Here is a 17,288-nt window from a genome sequence, read left to right on the forward strand (position 1 = left end):
AGTTCAATCGAAGGTCCTGCTAATTGTCACTATCTGATACTGGAAGTAATTGGATAGATGAAATAAATTGGTTGTCACGCGTATAATGGAAACTGTGGAAGTTCCTTGATGCGTTATCCAGTATCCAATCTTAGAGGAAAGATTTAGTCACACGGCGGTTCCGACCAGCCGATCAGCTTTACCCATTCATTGGCGCCGTCCATGATGATGTCGAACACCGGATCCTTGATGTCGTAGTAGAAATCGACGTCATCGGGAAAGCGTTGAGCGAGCCTTTGCTTGATCATCGCATGGGCGCTTGCCGCGTTGGGTGGGCGCGCAGGAAATCGCGGCAAAAAAGAGAGTAACGCTGATTGAAACGGCCTCTTTCGCGGACGTGAAGATTGGCCGGACGCCCCTTGCTGCGATAGAAAGCCTTTCGCAGGTCGCCTTCCGGCAGATCAAAGCCCGGAGGGCAATGATCGGTGACGATCGGCCTGCGCTCAAAGCCCGCCTGTTCCAACGCGTCGGCATCGACGTCAACCAGATCATTCACTGTCAGCTGAAGATCGATGATATCCTTGGCGGGAAGGCCGGGAATGGCCGTCGAGCCGATGTGATGCAGATAGGCTCCGGCAGGCGCCACGCGCATGATGACGCGCTTGAGCGCAGCGAAATCCTCGCCCCAACTTTGTCGCGGCTCTTCGATCTCGATTCGCATCGGCCTCTCAGTTTAGCCCCGACCGCGCCTCGGCCTTCGCCTTGGCGATATCGCGCAAGGCATTCGCCAGCACGTCGGGCGTCTGTGCGCCGCTGACGGCATATTGCTGGTCGAAGATGAAGAAGGGCACGCCGTTGACGCCCATCTCCTGTGCCGCCATGATTTCACTGGTGATGAGATTGCTATCGGCATCGGAGGTCAGCAGCGAGGCGATGACCGAGCGGTCGAGGCCGGCCTTTTCGGCGATATCGAGCAGCACCGCGTGGTCGCCGACATTGCGGCCTTCTTCGAAATTCGCCTTGAACAAGGCGGCGACGACCTTGTCCTGCTTCTCGCGGCCCTCGATCATCGCCCAGTGGACCAACCGATGAGCATCGAGCGTGTTCGGGCCGATCTTGATCGCCTCGAAATCGAAGGCGATGCCGACCTCGCGGCCGAGGTCGGTAAGCATCTTGTGCGCCTGCGCCACGCGCTCCTCGCCGCCGAGCTTCTGCGCCAGCGCTTTCTTCTGGTCGACGCCTTCCTTGGGGTAATCGGGATTGAGGCGATAAGGCCGCCAGTTGATGTCGACGCCGATCTCGTCCTGCACTTCCGCAATGGCGAGTTCCAGCCGCGCCTTGCCGAGATAGCACCAGGGGCAGACGACATCCGAGACGACGTCGATGGTGATACGCTCCATGAGGGTCTTCCTTATTTTACGCGTCTCCGAAGAGACATTGTGCCGTGGTGGTTCGGCTTCTTCCTACTGCACGCTCGTATCCCACCATACCGGCAGCTGGTAGCCGTAAAGCGGCACTGTATCGGGATGGCCGATGCGTTTGCTGCGGGCAACCCATTGCTGGTCCATATGATAGAGCGGCAGCACGTAGTGGCTGGAAAGCAGCAGCCGGTCGTAGGAGCGCACCGCCGCGGTGAAATCGTCCGCCGAACGCGCCCGCAGTACGTGATCGATCAGCGTGTCGAGGTCGGGATCGTTGGCGCCAGCAAAGCTGTCAGTCCCTTCGCGCGTGCGCGCAGCCGAAGACCAGCGGCCAAGCTGCTCATTCCCCGGAGAAAGCGAGGACGTGTAGGACTTCATGATCATATCGTAGTCGAAGCTGTTCGTCCGGCTCTGATATTGGGAATCATCGACGGTGCGAATCGAGGCGGCGATGCCGATCGCCTGCAGCGAACGCTGGTAGGCGACGGCAAGCTTCTCCTGGTCGGCATTCTGCGTCATGATTTCGAAGCCGAGCTGGCGACCGGAAGCATCTGCCATCTTTCCGCCTTGTATCGTATAGCCGCCCTGCTTTAGCAGCCCGACCGCCTGCTTCAGCACATTGCGGTCGCGGCCGGACCCGTCGGTAACAGGCAGTTTATAGGTGCCGTCGAGAATATCGGGCGCGATTTTATCCTTGATCGGCCCCAGCAGGGCAAGCTCGGCAGCATTGGCGGGAACACCGAAACTCGAGAGCTCGGAATTCTGCCAGAAGCTCTGGGTGCGCTTATAGGCGCCGGAATAGAGGTTCTTGTTCGCCCATTCGAAATCGAACACCAGCGACAAGCCTTCACGCACTTTCGGATCGGTAAAGATCGGCCGCCGTGTGTTGAAGACGAAGCCGAGCATGCCGCTCGGCAGTTTCGGCGTGAACGTGTCCTTCACCGCAGCGCCCGAGGCGACGGCGGGAAAATCGTAGGCATTGGCCCAATGGCCGGGATTGCCGTCCGGGTAGATATCGACATCGCCCTTCTTGAAGGCCTCGAACAGCGTCGTGTCCTGCAGGAAATATTGCACGGTGATCTGGTCGTAGTTGTCGGTGCCGACCTTGGAGGGAATATCCTTGCCCCAGTAATTCGGATCGCGCTCGTAGGTGATGCTCTCGCCGGGCTTCACCGTCTTCACCTTGTAGGGACCGGAGCCGACCGGAGGCGTCAGCGACGTGCGGTCAAAGTTATCAGGGTCGATCGCATGTTTTGGCAGCACTGGGAAAAGGCCGAAGATCAGCGGCGTCTCGCGATCGGCCTTGTCGTTGAAGGTGAAGCGCACGCCGTGTTCGCCGACCTTCTCCATCTTGGCGACGACATTTAGGCGGTTGGAGAAGGGTACGCGGCCCTTGTCGCGCATCAGTTCGAAGGTGAACATCACGTCTTCAGGCGTAACCGGCTGCCCATCGGACCATTTCGCCTTCGGATTGAGGTTGAACTGGACGAAGCTCCTGTCGTCGTCCCATTCCACGGTCTCGGCAAGCAGGCCGTAGAGCGTGAAGGGCTCGTCCCGGGAGCGCTGCATCAGAGATTCGTAGACGAGATTGCCATATTCCGGATCCCACATGCCGCGCGCCGTCGTGCGCATGCTCTTCAAGATGAATGGATTGAGGCTGTCGAAGGTGCCGACGACGCCATAGATGATCTTACCGCCTTTCTTCACGTCGGGATTGACGTAAGGGAAGTGTTTGTAATCCGGCGGCAAGGCCGGCTCGCCATGCATCGCAATGCCATGCAACGGCTCGGCGGCAACGGTGCCGCAAAGCAGCGAGAGGACGAGGGGGACGACGATCCGGAGCATTCGGCAATCCTTGATCCGCGAAACGGGCATGATTCACGGGCGAGATTATCATCTGGTCGACCGATTCCAACACGTGGGCGCCATTTCTTTGGCTCGGCGGCGAAATTGCTCCCCAAATTGCCAAAGAAATGCTGGATATCTTGAACGCTGCGATGTAACAGGTGAACCCGAAGTTTGGGGTCATGCATTTGCCTTATTTTTTTAAGAGGTGGAGTGCTGAACGACCCGATGGTTGGGGCGGCAAAATCGCTGCCCTGAAGCGGATATCAGGAGACGGAATTCGTTATGATGTTCAAGTCTGAAAAGAAAATGCGGGCAGCGCTGTCCGTTCTGGCAGTGATGTTCGGCGCCGCTTCGGCTCCGGTCTCCTCCTTCGCGCAGGATGCGGCAGCACAGGCTCCCGCCGATGGCCAGGGGCAGGGCGCCGGCGCACCGAAGCTCGGCTGGTACAAGACCTGCAGCAAGCAGGAAGACAACGACATCTGCGTCGTCCAGAACCTGATCCTTGCTAATGGCGGCCAGCTCGTCACGGCCGTCGGCCTGATCTCGGTCACCGGCAAGATCAACCGCAAGCTCCTGCAGGTCTCGGTTCCCACGGCCCGCCTTATCCCCCCGGGCATCCTCATGCAGATCGACGGCGGCAAGGGCCAGAAGCTCGACTACGCTGTCTGCCTGCCGGACAAGTGCACGGCCGAAATTCCGCTGACCGACGCGATGATCGCCAGCCTCAAGAAGGGCAGCGACGTGATCTTCACCTCGATCAATTTCCGCCGCGCTCCGAACCCGATCAAGATCTCGCTCGAAGGCTTCACCGGCGCTTATGACGGCGAACCGGTTACCGAAACTAAGCTTGCCGAAAGCCAGCGCAGCCTGCAGGAAGGCATGCAGAAGAAGGCTGAAGCAGCTCGCAAGAAGCTGGAAGACGCCCAGAAGGCAGCCAAGGCGCAGTAATCCTGCCATCATTTTTGAACGGAAAACCCGGCTTCAGGCCGGGTTTTTTGTTGCGCAAAGAAAAAGGCCTCGCTGGAAACGAGGCCTCGATGCATGCGGCGGTCAGACCGATCTTAGTGGGCGAAGCTCATCTTGGGTTTGAACTGCCCTGACGGGGCCTGATCGAAAATCTGGTAGATCTGCGGGTTTCGAAGCGGCGTTCCGCTCTCGTCATTCACCAGGTTCTGCTCGGAGACATAGGCGACATATTCGCTTTCATCATTTTCAGCGAGCAGATGATAGAAGGGCTGGTCCTTGCTTGGACGCACTTCGGCGGGAATGGAATTCCACCATTCTTCCGTATTCGCGAACTCGGGATCGACGTCGAAGATGACGCCGCGAAACGGAAAGACCTTGTGCCGAACCACTTCGCCGATACTGAACTTTGCTATTCTTTCTTTCATGGTACGACTTCCTTTCATCACCGAATTTGGTGATTGGTGCGGTGCAAATCAAGATTTTTGCACCAGCTCGTCACATGAACGTCATATCCTCCTTGTGGCGTCCATGACCCGGGGAGGTGAAAGTCCCGGCGAACCGGGACTTTCGGCGTTGAGGCCTATCAGGCCGAATAATACATGTCGTATTCGACCGGGTGCGGCGTCATTTCGAAGCGCATCACCTCAGCCATCTTCAGCTCGATGAAGGCATCGATCTGGTCGTCGTCGAAGACGCCGCCGGCTGTCAGGAACTTGCGGTCCTTGTCGAGGCTTTCAAGCGCTTCGCGCAGCGAGCCGCAGACGGTCGGGATCTTCTTCAGTTCCTTCGGCGGCAGGTCATAGAGATCCTTGTCCATGGCCTTGCCGGGATGAATCTTGTTCTTGATGCCGTCGAGGCCGGCCATCAGCATGGCGGCGAAGGCGAGGTAGGGGTTGGCGGTCGGGTCCGGGAAGCGGACTTCGACGCGCTTGGCCTTCGGGTTGGATCCGAACGGAATGCGGCAGGAAGCCGAGCGGTTGCGGGCGGAGTAGGCCAGCAGAACCGGTGCCTCATAGCCCGGAACGAGACGCTTGTAGGAGTTCGTCGACGGGTTGGTGAAGGCGTTAATCGCCTTGGCATGCTTGATGATACCGCCGATGTAGAACAGGCAGCTTTCGGAAAGGCCGGCATATTCGTCGCCGGCGAAGGTTGGCTTGCCGCCCTTCCAGATCGACTGGTGCACGTGCATGCCCGAGCCGTTGTCGCCGAAGATCGGCTTCGGCATGAAGGTTGCCGTCTTGCCATAGGCGTTCGCCACCTGGTGGACGACGTATTTGTAGATCTGCATCTTGTCGGCGTTGCGCACCAGCGTGTCGAACTTGATGCCGAGTTCGTGCTGGGCGGCGGCGACTTCATGGTGGTGCTTTTCGACGACGACGCCCATCTCGGAGAGCACCGTCAGCATTTCGGAGCGCATGTCCTGGGCGCTGTCGACCGGCGGAACCGGGAAGTAGCCGCCCTTGACGCGCGGGCGATGGCCGAGGTTGCCGGTTTCGTAGTCAGTATCGTCGTTCGACGGCAATTCGGTGGAATCGAGCTTGAAGCCGGTATTGTAGGGATCGGCCTTGTACTTGACGTCGTCGAAGACAAAGAACTCGGCTTCCGGGCCGACGAAGATCGTGTCGCCGATGCCGGATGCCTTGAGATATGCTTCGGCCTTCTTGGCGGTGCCGCGCGGATCGCGGTTATAGGCTTCGCCGGAGACCGGGTCGAGGATGTCGCAGACGATAACCATGGTCGACTGAGCGAAGAACGGGTCCATATGCACCGTTTCGGTATCGGGCATCAGCACCATGTCGGACTCGTTGATGGCCTTCCAGCCGCCGATCGAGGAGCCGTCGAACATGACGCCGTCAGCGAACATGTCTTCATCGACGCAGGCAACGTCCATCGTCACATGCTGCAGCTTGCCCTTCGGGTCGGTGAAACGCAGATCGACGAACTTCACGTCGTTCTCTTTGATCTGCTTCAGAATTTCGCTTGCGGTCGCCATTAAATACGTTCCTCCGATTTGCAATGACAATAGGTAGGTGTTCGATTGTGCGATGACGGTATCGGACTTTGCGCGGTTGGCAAAGTGGGTCAGATGGCGTCGATGCCGGTCTCGCCGGTACGGATGCGGATAACCTCTTCGATGTTGGAGACGAAGATCTTTCCGTCGCCGATGCGACCGGTCTGCGCCGCCTTGCGGATCGCGTCGATGACGGCTTCCGCGTTTTCGTCGGCCAACACGACCTCGACTTTTACCTTCGGCAGGAAATCGACGACGTATTCGGCTCCGCGGTAGAGTTCCGTATGGCCCTTCTGACGACCGAAGCCCTTGGCTTCCGTGACAGTGATACCCTGCAGGCCGACTTCCTGAAGGGCTTCCTTCACTTCGTCCAGCTTGAAGGGCTTAATGATCGCTTCGATCTTTTTCATGAGAAAATGTCTCTCCGCTTCTCCTGATATGGCAGGAATGTTCCCGCTCGCGAATATGATGCAGATATCGTGCCAGTTTGAAATCCGTCTTATCGAAAAAAGACGCCGATTTTACCGAAACCGGCGCGTTTGCAGGGAAATCTGCGTCGTTTTGGTGACGGATAAATGGAAAAACATCGCCCTGGGATCAAAATCTCATCGAAAACCGAAAAAAGCATGTGCATTCGCAATTGCGAAAACACATCTCGATTCGATGAAAATATAGGCGAATGCCTAAATTATACTCTTCTCTTTGCCGCATTAGGCGGTTGTTTTTTAGGCGTTTTTTGAATTGAATAGGGTGATGAGCGCTCTCTCCGACCTTCTTCTCACGCCCGCTGAAATGGCCGCCGTCGACGCGGCTGCTGCTGCATCGGGGATCTATTCCTTCAGCCTGATGGAAAGGGCGGGTTCTGCTACCGCCGCAGCCGCGCTGCGGCTGCATCCCGGTGCTCGGCAGTTCGTCGTTTTCTGCGGCCCCGGCAACAATGGCGGCGACGCCTATGTCGCCGCAAGACATTTGCAGGAGAGCGGGGCGGCGGTTGCGCTTTTTCATCTCGGAGACCCCGCCAGGCTGAAAGGCGACGCCGCGCGCGCCCACGCCGGCTGCTCGCTCCAAGCGCAGGAACTCGGCCGCTATCGGCCCGTAGACGGTGACGTCGCCATTGACGGCCTGTTCGGGGCGGGGCTCGGCCGCGAGGTGCCGGCGGAGGTGCGCACGCTGATTGCCCGTGTCGCCGAGGCGGGTATTCCGGTGCTCGCCATCGATCTGCCCTCCGGCCTTGATGGCCGCACCGGCAGGGTGCTGGGGGCCGCCTTCCGGGCGCATAACACCATCACCTTCATGACGCGCAAGCCGGGCCATCTTCTGATGCCGGGCAGGGAGCTTTGCGGTCAACTGGAGGTCTTCGACATCGGCATTCCCGCCCGCATCGTCAGGGCCGAGGCGAGCGGCGCCATTGCCGAGAACACGCCTGAGGCGTGGAAAGGCGTGCTGCCGGCCGAGCAGCTCGAAACCCACAAATACAAGCGCGGCCATTTGGTCGTCTTCTCAGGCGAAGCCGACAAGACGGGCGCCGCACGCATGTCGGCGATCTCAGGCCTGAAGATCGGTGCCGGCCTGGTGACGATCGCAGCTCCTCGCGCCGCGATGGCCGCCAACGCCGCGCATCTCACCGCGGTTATGCTGCATGCCGTCGACGGCGAGGCCGAGCTTGCAGACTGGCTTTCCGACAAGCGGCTGCAGACGTTCGTCCTCGGTCCCGGTTTCGGCGTTGGCGCAAGGGCGCGCGGTTTCGTCTCGGCGCTCCGGGAACGCCGGCTCGTGCTCGATGCCGACGGGATCTCCTCGTTCAAGGACGGTCCGCAGCAGCTTTTTGATCTGTTCCGGGGAGAGCTGCGCCTGGTGCTGACGCCGCACGAGGGCGAATTCGCGCGGCTCTTTCCTGATATCGCCGCCGACGATGCGCTCGGGAAAGTGGACAAGGCAGTAGCCGCCGCCCGCCGCGCCAATGCAGCGATCGTCTATAAAGGGGCCGATACCGTCATTGCCTCGCCTGACGGTCGCGCGCTTATCAACACCAATGCTCCGGCCTGGCTTGCCACCGCTGGTTCCGGCGACGTACTCGCCGGCATTATCGGCGGGTTGCTCGCCCAGGGGCTGCCCGCCTTCGAGGCCGCGGCCGCCGGCGTCTGGCTGCATGGAGAGGCCGCCCGTCGCGTCGGCAAGGGGCTGACGGCGGAAGAGCTTGCAGCCGAGGTATTGCCGTTTTAGCCTCGTGTCACTTATTTCTCCAGCGCCTGCTGCAGGGCGATCGCCCCATGTGGCGCGTTGACCTTGCCCTCATGGATCATGAAGGCGAAGACGTCGCGCGGTTCGGCCTTCACCTTGCGATCCCCGTCGATCAGCGGCAGGTCATCGGGGACCTTGCCTTCAGCCCAGGTCTCGAGCCGGTTTGCCCAAGCCTTCAGCTCCCTTTCGGGATAGCAGGTCGCAATTTCGTCCGATCCCTTCTGCAGCCTGGAATAGACGAAATCGGCCGTGACGTCGGCAATCATCGGATATTCGAAATGTTCGGCGCAGACCGGCGCCACGCCGTATTTCGCGAGCAGCGCGACGAACTCCGGCACCTTGAAGGAATCGTGCCGCACCTCGACCACATGGCGCAGCGCCAGCCCGTCCTGTTTTGCCGGCAGCAACTTCAGGAAGGCTTCGAAATCTTCCGCATCGAACTTCTTGGTCGGCGCGAACTGCCAAAGCAGCGGTCCAAGATGGGCGCCGAGTTCGCTGATGCCCGAGGTCAGGAACCGCTCCATCGATTCACCGGCCTCGGCGAGCACCCGGCGATTGGTGACGAAGCGCGTCGCCTTCAGCGAAAAGATGAAACCGTCGGGCACATCCGCCGCCCATTTCGCAAAGACCGCAGGCTTTTGCGTGCTGTAATAGGTGCCGTTGACCTCGATGACCTTCAACTGGCGGCTGGCATAATGCAGCTCGTCCTTCTGTTTCAGGTCGTCGGGAAAGAAATGCCCGCGCCAGGGCTCGAAGGTCCAGCCGCCGATGCCGGTGCGGATAGTGCCGGATTTCGTCATGTCGTCCTCCCTGTTGGCGGCCGTTCAGGCCACATCGATCTCTTTCGTCATGTCGACGAGCGTCCATCCTGGCCGATAAGGGTTCGGCCGGCGACCCGTTTCCTGAAATCCGAATGTGCGATAAAGCGCGATATTCCGTTCCATTCGGGCATTCGAATAGAGCCGGATTTCCGGCATGGCCCATTCCCGCGCCTTGCCCTCCAGCCAGCGCAGCATCGCAAGCCCATGTCCGGCCCCTTGAAAGGCCGGCGAGACCGCAATGCTGAACAGCATGAGGTGATCGGCGTGCCGCTCGACGACCAGAAGACCCACAATATCGCCGCCGATGTCACGCAGCCGAACCTCGCCGCGTTCGATCCGCAGCGCATGGTCCTCGGTCACCGGGATCGGCGGAGCGCCGAGAAGTTCGGTATAGGGCCGATAGGCGGCTGACGTCAGCGTCGCGATCATTTCCAGATCATCGGGCGACGCCAGCCTCATCGTCATTCCGCCGCGACCGCCTTCTTGGCCGGCCGCCGTTCCAGCAACTCCTTGAGGAACTGCCCGGTGTAGGAGCGCTTCTCCTTGACGATCGTCTCCGGCGTGCCGACAGCCACGATCTCGCCGCCGCCATCGCCGCCTTCGGGCCCGAAGTCGAGGATCCAGTCGGCCGTCTTGATGACTTCGAGATTATGCTCGATCACCACGACCGAATTGCCCTGGTTGACCAGTTCGTGCAGCATTTCGAGCAGCTTGGCGACGTCGTGGAAATGCAGGCCGGTCGTCGGTTCGTCGAGAATGTAGAGCGTGCGTCCCGTCGAGCGTTTCGACAGTTCCTTGGCGAGCTTGACGCGCTGCGCTTCGCCGCCCGAGAGTGTATTGGCCTGCTGGCCGACCTTGATATAGCCGAGACCGACATCTTTCAGCGATTGCAACTTGTCGCGCACGGCAGGCACCGCTGCGAAGAAGTCGACGCCTTCCTCCACCGTCATGTCGAGCACGTCGGCGATCGACTTCTGCTTGAAAGTGACGTCGAGAGTTTCCCTGTTATAGCGCTTGCCGTGGCAGACGTCGCAGGTGACGTAGACATCGGGCAGGAAATGCATCTCGATCTTGATGACGCCGTCGCCCTGGCAGGCCTCGCAGCGTCCGCCCTTGACGTTGAAGGAGAAACGGCCGGGCTGATAGCCGCGCGCCTTGGCTTCCGGCAGGCCGGCGAACCAGTCTCGGATCGGCGTGAAGGCACCGGTATAGGTCGCGGGGTTCGAGCGCGGCGTGCGGCCGATCGGCGACTGGTCGATATCGATCACCTTGTCGATATGCTCGAAACCGTCGATCCGGTCGTGGTCAGCAGGAATTTCACGCGCGCCCATCACACGGCGTGCCGCCGACTTATAAAGCGTCTCGATCAGGAAGGTGGATTTGCCGCCGCCGGAAACGCCGGTCACCGCCGTGAACACGCCGAGCGGAATCGAGGCCGTGACATTCTTCAGATTGTTGCCGCGCGCGCCGATCACCTTGATCTCGCGGCCCTTCTTCGGCTTACGGCGCTCATCGGGAACGGGAACGCCGAGTTCGCCCGAGAGATATTTGCCGGTCAGCGACTTCGGATTGGCCATGATATCCTGCGGCGTGCCGTGCGCGATGATCTGGCCGCCGTGAATGCCGGCCGCCGGGCCGATATCGACCACGTCGTCGGCCGTCAGGATCGCATCCTCGTCATGTTCGACGACAATGACGGTATTGCCGATGTCGCGCAGGTGCTTCAGCGTGTCGAGCAGCCGGGCATTGTCCCTCTGATGCAGGCCGATCGACGGTTCGTCGAGCACGTAGAGCACGCCCGTCAATCCCGAGCCGATCTGCGACGCAAGACGGATGCGCTGGCTTTCGCCGCCTGACAAGGTGCCTGAGTTGCGCGACAGGCTGAGATATTCCAGGCCGACATCGTTGAGGAAGCGCAACCGGTCGCGGATCTCCTTGAGAATGCGCACGGCGATTTCGTTCTGCTTGGCGTTGAAGGTCGCCGGCAGCGCCTCGAACCAGTCGCGTGCGATGCGGATCGACATCTCCGTGACTTCGCCGATATGCAGCTTGTTGATCTTCACGGCGAGCGCTTCCGGCTTCAGGCGATAGCCGTTGCAGGCCGGGCAGGGAGCGGCCGACATGAAGCGCTCGATATCCTCGCGCGCCCAAGCCGAATCCGTTTCCTTCCAGCGGCGCTCGAGATTGGTGATAATACCTTCGAAATTCTTGTGGGTCGTATAGGAGCGCGCGCCGTCGGCGTAGTGGAACTCGATCTTGTCGTCGGTGCCGTTGAGGATGACGTCCTTGGCTTGGTCGGACAGATCGTTCCAGCGGGTCCCGAGCTTGAAGCCGTAATGTTTGCCGAGTGCTTCCAGCGTCTGGTTGTAATAGGGCGACGTCGACTTGGCCCAGGGGGCGATCGCCCCGTCGCGCAACGTCCGCTCGGGCTCGGGCACGATCAGATCGGCGTCGATCTTCTGCTGCGCCCCGAGGCCGTCGCAGGTGGGGCAGGCGCCGAAGGGATTGTTGAAGGAAAACAGCCTGGGCTCGATCTCCGGAATGGTGAAGCCCGAGACCGGGCAGGCGAACTTCTCCGAAAACAGTACGCGCTCATGCGTTTCGTTCAGCGACTTGTTGGCCGAGCCGCCGGCCGCCGTCTCTTCCGGCGGCAGCGGCTTGTCGGCGAATTCGGCGACCGCCAGCCCGTCTGCAAGCTTCAGGCTGGTTTCCAGGCTGTCGGCGAGGCGCGCCGAGACGTCGGAGCGCACGACGATGCGGTCGACCACCACGTCGATGTCGTGCTTGTATTTCTTGTCGAGAACAGGCGCCTCGGCAATCTCGTAGAACTGGCCGTCGACCTTGACGCGCTGGAAGCCCTTCTTCATCAGCTCCGCCAGTTCTTTCTTGTATTCGCCCTTGCGTCCGCGCACGAGCGGCGCGAGGATGTAAAGACGGGTTCCCTCGCCGAAATCGAGAATGCGGTCGACCATCTGGCTGACGGTCTGGCTTTCGATCGGCAGGCCCGTCGCCGGCGAATAGGGAACGCCGACGCGGGCAAAAAGCAGGCGCATATAGTCGTAGATCTCGGTGACGGTGCCGACCGTCGAGCGCGGGTTGCGCGATGTGGTCTTCTGCTCGATCGAGATCGCCGGCGACAGTCCGTCGATCTGGTCGACATCGGGCTTCTGCATCATTTCGAGGAACTGACGGGCATAGGCCGACAGGCTTTCGACATAGCGCCGCTGGCCTTCGGCATAGATCGTGTCGAAGGCGAGCGAGGATTTGCCGGAACCCGAAAGACCGGTCATCACGATCAGCTTGTTGCGCGGCAGATCGAGATCGATGCCCTTCAGATTGTGCTCGCGCGCGCCGCGGATGGAGATCGTCTTCAGTTCGCTCATCGTCTCTGCTTTGGTTTTCTGGATAACAGCCCTTATTTAGTGATGCCGACCGGCGAGTCGAGGCTGAATATCCTGGAAGGCTCAAGGTTTTCGATTCTGTTGACAGGATCATACGGATAAATTAGAACAAATAAAGAACAAAATTCCTGATGAATGCATGCGGCTTTCTGATGGGATAAACATGTGGATTAAAGACCGTTCACGCGCATCGGCGGTCCCTATGGTTTAAGGTGCGGTGATCGATTAACGCCGCCGGGCAGGGCGGCAGGCAGGGTGAAAAGCATGGCTGGTAGCGTAAACAAGGTAATTCTGGTTGGAAACGTGGGTGCAGACCCCGAAATCCGCCGTACTCAGGATGGCCGGCCGATCGCCAATCTTCGTATCGCGACCTCGGAGACCTGGCGCGACCGTAATTCGGGCGAGCGCCGCGAAAAGACCGAATGGCACACTGTCGTCGTCTTTAACGAAGGCCTCTGCAAGGTTGTCGAGCAATATGTGAAGAAGGGCGCCAAGCTCTATATCGAAGGCCAGCTGCAGACCCGCAAGTGGCAGGATCAGCAGGGCCAGGACCGCTACTCGACGGAAGTCGTGCTGCAGGGCTTCAGCTCGACGCTGACGATGCTCGACGGCCGCGGCGATGGCGGCGGTGCAAGCTCCGGCTTCAGCGGCGGCCGCGGTGGTAGCAGCAACAACGATTATGGCGACGATTACGGCGCCCCGTCATCGTCCTCATCATCAAACCGTGGCGGCGGTGGCGGCGGCAACTTCTCGCGCGATCTCGACGACGACATTCCGTTCTGATCGGCCGTTACTGGCTTTACGAGTACCAGAGAGCATGACGTCTTTGCGGGCGTCATGCTCTTTTTCTTTGATCTCGCGGCAACCGCGCTTTTTCAGTGCGGCGTCGCGCTGATGAGATTGAGCGCTGCTTTCGCGCCGTCGACGACGAATTGCACGGCGAGCGCGGCGAGAATGACGCCGAGAAGCCGCGTCAGGATGGCCCGGCCGGTAACGCCGAGGAAACGGTCGAGCCTCTCTGCGACCAGCAGCATCAGCAACGTCAGCAACAGGTTGGCGGCGATGACGGCGATGAACTGCGCTTTTTCCACGGTGGTCGCCAGCGTGCCGGCAAGCAGGATCGTTGCCGAGATCGCGCCGGGGCCGGCAATCAGCGGCAGGGCGAGGGGGAAGACGGCGATATTTTCGATATGGTCCTTGGTGACGGCCACCTCCGAGGCCTTCTCCTTGCGCTCCTGCCGTCTCTCGAAGACCATCTCGAACGCGATCCAGAAGAGCAGAAGACCGCCGGCGACGCGGAAAGCGCCGATCGAGATCCCGAGCACGCCAAGCACGCCTGCACCGAACAGGGCGAAGACGGCCAGGATGATGAAGGCGATGGTCGAGCCGCGTAGCGCCACTTGCGTGCGCTCGGCTCGGCTCATGCCCGTCGTCAGCCCCAGGAAGATGGGTGCGAGCCCCGGCGGATCGATAGTGACGATAAGCGTCGTGAAGGCGTTGATCAGTTGGTCGGCGCTTGCCATCGTCTCTCCTGAACCCCATATGCATGGCTGGGTTTTCGTGATTGTGAAGCGGGGATTCTGATTTGGCAAATACGCCGCGGCGGATCTTCGGGTCCAGCCGCGCAAACCGCATGTTTTACCCTTTTTAAGCCGCAAAAGCCTGTTCAAAACGCTGTGTGAAATTGGCGCGGGAACAGGCTTTCCGCTATAAATCTTCAAGTGATTCTAGAAGAGATCGTGATCTGTTTTGACTGAGCAAACACCCCCCGGCGGCGGGAAGCTCCCGCCAGGCATCGAGCCCATCTCCATCATGGAGGAAATGCAGCGGTCGTATCTCGATTACGCCATGAGCGTCATCGTCAGCCGCGCGCTGCCTGACGTGCGCGACGGCCTGAAGCCCGTGCACCGGCGCATCCTCTACGGCATGTCCGAGCTCGGCATCGACTGGAACAAGAAATACGTCAAATGCGCCCGCGTCACCGGTGACGTGATGGGTAAATACCATCCGCACGGCAATGCCGCGATCTATGACGCGCTTGCCCGCATGGCACAGCCCTGGTCGCTCAGGCTGCCGCTGATCGACGGCCAGGGCAATTTCGGCTCCGTCGACGGCGATCCGCCGGCGGCTGAACGTTACACCGAATGCCGGCTCGAAAAGGCCGCTCATTCGCTGCTCGACGATCTCGACAAGGAAACCGTCGACTTCCGCGACAACTATGACGGCACGCTCTCCGAGCCGGTCGTGGTTCCCGCCAAGTTCCCGAACCTGCTCGTCAACGGCGCCGGCGGTATCGCCGTCGGCATGGCGACCAACATCCCGCCGCATAACCTGTCGGAAGTCATCGACGGCTGCATCGCGCTGATCAACGATCCGGCAATCGAGCTGCCGGAGCTGATGCAGATCATTCCAGGCCCCGATTTCCCGACGGGCGCGAAGATCCTCGGCCGCGCCGGCATTCGCTCCGCCTATGAGACCGGCCGCGGCTCGGTCATCATGCGCGGCGTCGCCACCATCGAGCCGATGCGCGGAGACCGCGAACAGATCATCATCACCGAGATTCCCTACCAGGTGAACAAGGCGACGATGATCGAGAAGATGGCCGAGCTCGTGCGCGAAAAGCGCATTGAGGGCATCTCGGACCTGCGCGACGAATCCGACCGCCAGGGTTATCGCGTCGTCATCGAGCTGAAGCGCGACGCCAATGCCGAGGTCATCCTCAATCAGCTCTACCGCTACACGCCTTTGCAGACGTCCTTCGGCTGCAACATGGTAGCGCTGAACGGCGGCAAGCCGGAGCAACTGACGCTGCTCGACATGCTGCGCGCCTTCGTTTCCTTCCGCGAGGAAGTCGTTAGCCGGAGAACGAAATTCCTCCTGCGTAAGGCGCGCGAGCGCGCGCATGTGTTGGTCGGTCTTGCAATTGCCGTCGCCAATATCGATGAAGTCATCCGCGTCATCCGCCAGGCGCCCGATCCGCAGTCGGCCCGTGAAGAACTGATGACGCGCCGTTGGCCGGCGGAAGATGTCGAAAGCCTGATCCGACTGATCGACGATCCGCGCCACCGCATCAACGACGACCTGACCTACAATCTCTCCGAAGAGCAGGCGAGGGCCATCCTCGAGCTGCGTCTTGCCCGCCTGACCGCACTCGGACGCGACGAAATCGGTGATGAACTCAATAAGATAGGCGAGGAGATCCGGGATTATCTCGATATTCTCTCCTCGCGCGTCCGCATTCAGACCATCGTCAAGGATGAGCTTTCCGCTGTCCGCGACGAGTTCGGCACGCCGCGCCGTACCGAGATCGTTGATGGCGGTCTCGAAATGGACGACGAGGATCTGATCGCCCGCGAAGACATGGTCGTTACCGTCTCGCATCTTGGTTATATCAAGCGCGTGCCGCTCACCACCTATCGCGCCCAGCGCCGCGGTGGCAAAGGCCGTTCCGGCATGACCACCCGCGATGAAGATTTTGTTAGCCGGCTATTCGTAGTCAATACTCATACGCCGGTTCTGTTCTTCTCCTCGCGCGGAATCGTCTACAAGGAGAAGGTCTGGCGCCTGCCGATCGGTACGCCGACGTCGCGCGGCAAGGCCTTGATCAACATGCTGCCGCTCGAACCCGGCGAACGCATCACCACCATCCTGCCCCTGCCCGAGGACGAGGCGAGCTGGGACAATCTCGACGTCATGTTCTCGACGACGCGCGGCACGGTTCGCCGCAACAAGCTGTCGGACTTCGTTCAGGTCAACCGCAACGGCAAGATCGCCATGAAGCTCGAGGAGGAGGGCGATGAAATCCTCTCCGTCGAGACCTGCACGGATCAGGACGACGTGCTGCTGACGACCGCGCTCGGCCAGTGCATCCGCTTCTCCGTCGACGACGTCCGCGTCTTTGCCGGCCGCAACTCGATCGGGGTGCGCGGCATCAATCTCGGCGACGGCGACCGTATCATATCGATGACGATCGTCGGCCACGTCGATGCCGAGCCGTGGGAGCGTGCCGCCTATCTGAAGCGTTCTGCCGCCGAGCGGCGTGCGATCGGCGTGGACGAAGAGGATATCGCGCTGGTCGGTGAAGAAGTCACCGAGGAGGGACAACTTTCCGACGAACGCTATGAGGAACTGAAGGCACGCGAACAATTCGTGCTGACAGTCTCGGAAAAGGGCTTCGGTAAGCGTTCGTCCTCCTATGACTTCCGCATCTCCGGCCGTGGCGGCAAGGGTATCCGCGCCACCGACACGTCGAAGACGGGGGAAATCGGCGAACTGGTCGCGGCCTTCCCGGTCGATGACGGCGACCAGATCATGCTCGTATCCGATGGCGGCCAGTTGATCCGCGTGCCGGTCGGCGGCATCCGCATCGCCAGCCGCGCCACCAAGGGCGTCACAATCTTCTCGACGGCCAAGGACGAGAAGGTCGTCTCCGTCGAGCGCATCAGTGAGCCGGAAGACGACGAGGCGGCAGAGGCGGGCGAGGAGGCTGCGGTTTCCGAAGGCGCGGCTCCTGCCGGCGAAACCGACGAAACCTCGTCGGCCGAATAATTCGCGACACTCTCATTCTGAACCGGGCGGCCCCTGCCGCCCGGTTTTTTAA

The 17,288-nt window shown here is 60.5% G+C and carries 15 protein-coding genes; 4 read left to right on the forward strand and 11 right to left on the reverse strand.

Translation table 11 applies throughout. The features are described 5' to 3' along the window. Positions 1–143 precede the first annotated feature (143 nt). The 4 genes from NE852_RS10290 to NE852_RS10305 all read right to left on the reverse strand — a co-directional run bounded on the left by NE852_RS10290 (position 144) and on the right by NE852_RS10305 (position 3,245). Entirely contained in the window at positions 144–287 is a 144-nt protein-coding gene (locus tag NE852_RS10290; protein ID WP_008526576.1) for a hypothetical protein, read from the reverse strand. Continuing rightward, positions 284–700, reverse strand: a complete 417-nt coding sequence (locus NE852_RS10295) for a GrpB family protein (protein ID WP_008526573.1) — start codon at positions 698–700, stop codon at positions 284–286. The genes NE852_RS10290 and NE852_RS10295 overlap by 4 nt, the downstream gene beginning before the upstream one ends. 7 nt (positions 701–707) lie before the next feature. After that, positions 708–1,379, reverse strand: a complete 672-nt coding sequence (locus tag NE852_RS10300; RefSeq protein WP_008526571.1) for a DsbA family oxidoreductase — start codon at positions 1,377–1,379, stop codon at positions 708–710. 63 nt (positions 1,380–1,442) lie between these two features. Then, positions 1,443–3,245 carry an extracellular solute-binding protein gene (locus NE852_RS10305; RefSeq protein WP_258156482.1) on the reverse strand — a complete coding sequence of 601 codons (1,803 nt, stop codon included), beginning with the start codon at positions 3,243–3,245 and terminating at the stop codon, positions 1,443–1,445. A 285-nt stretch (positions 3,246–3,530) separates the two neighbouring features. Here NE852_RS10305 and NE852_RS10310 point away from each other — a divergent pair, with 285 nt between their 5' ends. After that, a complete protein-coding gene (locus NE852_RS10310) occupies positions 3,531–4,196 on the forward strand; it encodes an invasion associated locus B family protein (RefSeq protein ID WP_008526564.1) in 666 nt (221 codons plus the stop codon). Between the two features lie 113 nt (positions 4,197–4,309). Here NE852_RS10310 and hspQ read toward each other — a convergent pair whose 3' ends face one another. The 3 genes from hspQ to NE852_RS10325 all read right to left on the reverse strand — a co-directional run bounded on the left by hspQ (position 4,310) and on the right by NE852_RS10325 (position 6,635). After that, complete coding sequence (hspQ, locus tag NE852_RS10315) at positions 4,310–4,639, reverse strand: heat shock protein HspQ (protein WP_008526562.1); 330 nt, start codon at positions 4,637–4,639, stop codon at positions 4,310–4,312. 158 nt (positions 4,640–4,797) lie between these two features. Beyond that, positions 4,798–6,207 (reverse strand): type I glutamate--ammonia ligase, encoded by a 1,410-nt coding sequence (gene glnA / locus NE852_RS10320; RefSeq protein WP_008526560.1) that lies wholly within the window; start codon positions 6,205–6,207, stop codon positions 4,798–4,800. Between the two features lie 89 nt (positions 6,208–6,296). After that, entirely contained in the window at positions 6,297–6,635 is a 339-nt protein-coding gene (locus NE852_RS10325; RefSeq protein ID WP_003579240.1) for a P-II family nitrogen regulator, read from the reverse strand. A 340-nt stretch (positions 6,636–6,975) separates the two neighbouring features. On the opposite strand from NE852_RS10325, the gene NE852_RS10330 reads away from it, so the two are divergent. Beyond that, the gene (locus tag NE852_RS10330) at positions 6,976–8,448 is read left to right on the forward strand and encodes an NAD(P)H-hydrate dehydratase (protein WP_258156696.1); all 1,473 of its coding nucleotides are present in this window, start codon (positions 6,976–6,978) and stop codon (positions 8,446–8,448) included. 11 nt (positions 8,449–8,459) lie between these two features. Here NE852_RS10330 and NE852_RS10335 read toward each other — a convergent pair whose 3' ends face one another. From NE852_RS10335 to uvrA, 3 genes are read right to left on the reverse strand one after another with little or no spacing between them, the layout of a single operon-like run. Next, positions 8,460–9,266, reverse strand: a complete 807-nt coding sequence (locus tag NE852_RS10335) for a DUF72 domain-containing protein (protein WP_008526544.1) — start codon at positions 9,264–9,266, stop codon at positions 8,460–8,462. Positions 9,267–9,290: 24 nt separating this feature from the next. After that, positions 9,291–9,752 (reverse strand): N-acetyltransferase, encoded by a 462-nt coding sequence (locus NE852_RS10340; RefSeq protein WP_008526543.1) that lies wholly within the window; start codon positions 9,750–9,752, stop codon positions 9,291–9,293. Further along, complete coding sequence (gene uvrA, locus NE852_RS10345; RefSeq protein WP_258156483.1) at positions 9,749–12,670, reverse strand: excinuclease ABC subunit UvrA; 2,922 nt, start codon at positions 12,668–12,670, stop codon at positions 9,749–9,751. Before uvrA ends, NE852_RS10340 begins: the two co-directional genes overlap by 4 nt. 282 nt (positions 12,671–12,952) lie before the next feature. Between uvrA and NE852_RS10350 the strand changes: the two genes are divergently transcribed. Continuing rightward, complete coding sequence (locus tag NE852_RS10350; protein WP_008526535.1) at positions 12,953–13,471, forward strand: single-stranded DNA-binding protein; 519 nt, start codon at positions 12,953–12,955, stop codon at positions 13,469–13,471. Between the two features lie 92 nt (positions 13,472–13,563). Here NE852_RS10350 and NE852_RS10355 read toward each other — a convergent pair whose 3' ends face one another. Next, complete coding sequence (locus NE852_RS10355) at positions 13,564–14,211, reverse strand: MarC family protein (protein WP_258156484.1); 648 nt, start codon at positions 14,209–14,211, stop codon at positions 13,564–13,566. A gap of 226 nt (positions 14,212–14,437) precedes the next feature. On the opposite strand from NE852_RS10355, the gene gyrA reads away from it, so the two are divergent. Continuing rightward, positions 14,438–17,236 (forward strand): DNA gyrase subunit A, encoded by a 2,799-nt coding sequence (gene gyrA / locus NE852_RS10360; RefSeq protein WP_258156485.1) that lies wholly within the window; start codon positions 14,438–14,440, stop codon positions 17,234–17,236. Positions 17,237–17,288 lie beyond the last annotated feature (52 nt).

Source organism: Rhizobium sp. Pop5 (assembly GCF_024721175.1).
Classification (GTDB): Bacteria; Pseudomonadota; Alphaproteobacteria; order Rhizobiales; family Rhizobiaceae; genus Rhizobium.

What these genes read in the sequence shown, in the direction of transcription:
- NE852_RS10350 (WP_008526535.1), top strand. Translation starts at nt 12,953, where the DNA reads ATGGCTGGTAGCGTAAACAAGGTAATTCTGGTTGGAAACGTGGGTGCA.
- NE852_RS10340 (WP_008526543.1), bottom strand. Translation starts at nt 9,752, where the DNA reads ATGACGATGAGGCTGGCGTCGCCCGATGATCTGGAAATGATCGCGACG.
- NE852_RS10300 (WP_008526571.1), bottom strand. Translation starts at nt 1,379, where the DNA reads ATGGAGCGTATCACCATCGACGTCGTCTCGGATGTCGTCTGCCCCTGG.
- NE852_RS10305 (WP_258156482.1), bottom strand. Translation starts at nt 3,245, where the DNA reads ATGCTCCGGATCGTCGTCCCCCTCGTCCTCTCGCTGCTTTGCGGCACC.
- NE852_RS10310 (WP_008526564.1), top strand. Translation starts at nt 3,531, where the DNA reads ATGATGTTCAAGTCTGAAAAGAAAATGCGGGCAGCGCTGTCCGTTCTG.
- NE852_RS10295 (WP_008526573.1), bottom strand. Translation starts at nt 700, where the DNA reads ATGCGAATCGAGATCGAAGAGCCGCGACAAAGTTGGGGCGAGGATTTC.
- hspQ (WP_008526562.1), bottom strand. Translation starts at nt 4,639, where the DNA reads ATGAAAGAAAGAATAGCAAAGTTCAGTATCGGCGAAGTGGTTCGGCAC.
- NE852_RS10325 (WP_003579240.1), bottom strand. Translation starts at nt 6,635, where the DNA reads ATGAAAAAGATCGAAGCGATCATTAAGCCCTTCAAGCTGGACGAAGTG.
- uvrA (WP_258156483.1), bottom strand. Translation starts at nt 12,670, where the DNA reads ATGAGCGAACTGAAGACGATCTCCATCCGCGGCGCGCGCGAGCACAAT.
- glnA (WP_008526560.1), bottom strand. Translation starts at nt 6,207, where the DNA reads ATGGCGACCGCAAGCGAAATTCTGAAGCAGATCAAAGAGAACGACGTG.
- NE852_RS10290 (WP_008526576.1), bottom strand. Translation starts at nt 287, where the DNA reads ATGATCAAGCAAAGGCTCGCTCAACGCTTTCCCGATGACGTCGATTTC.
- NE852_RS10355 (WP_258156484.1), bottom strand. Translation starts at nt 14,211, where the DNA reads ATGGCAAGCGCCGACCAACTGATCAACGCCTTCACGACGCTTATCGTC.
- NE852_RS10335 (WP_008526544.1), bottom strand. Translation starts at nt 9,266, where the DNA reads ATGACGAAATCCGGCACTATCCGCACCGGCATCGGCGGCTGGACCTTC.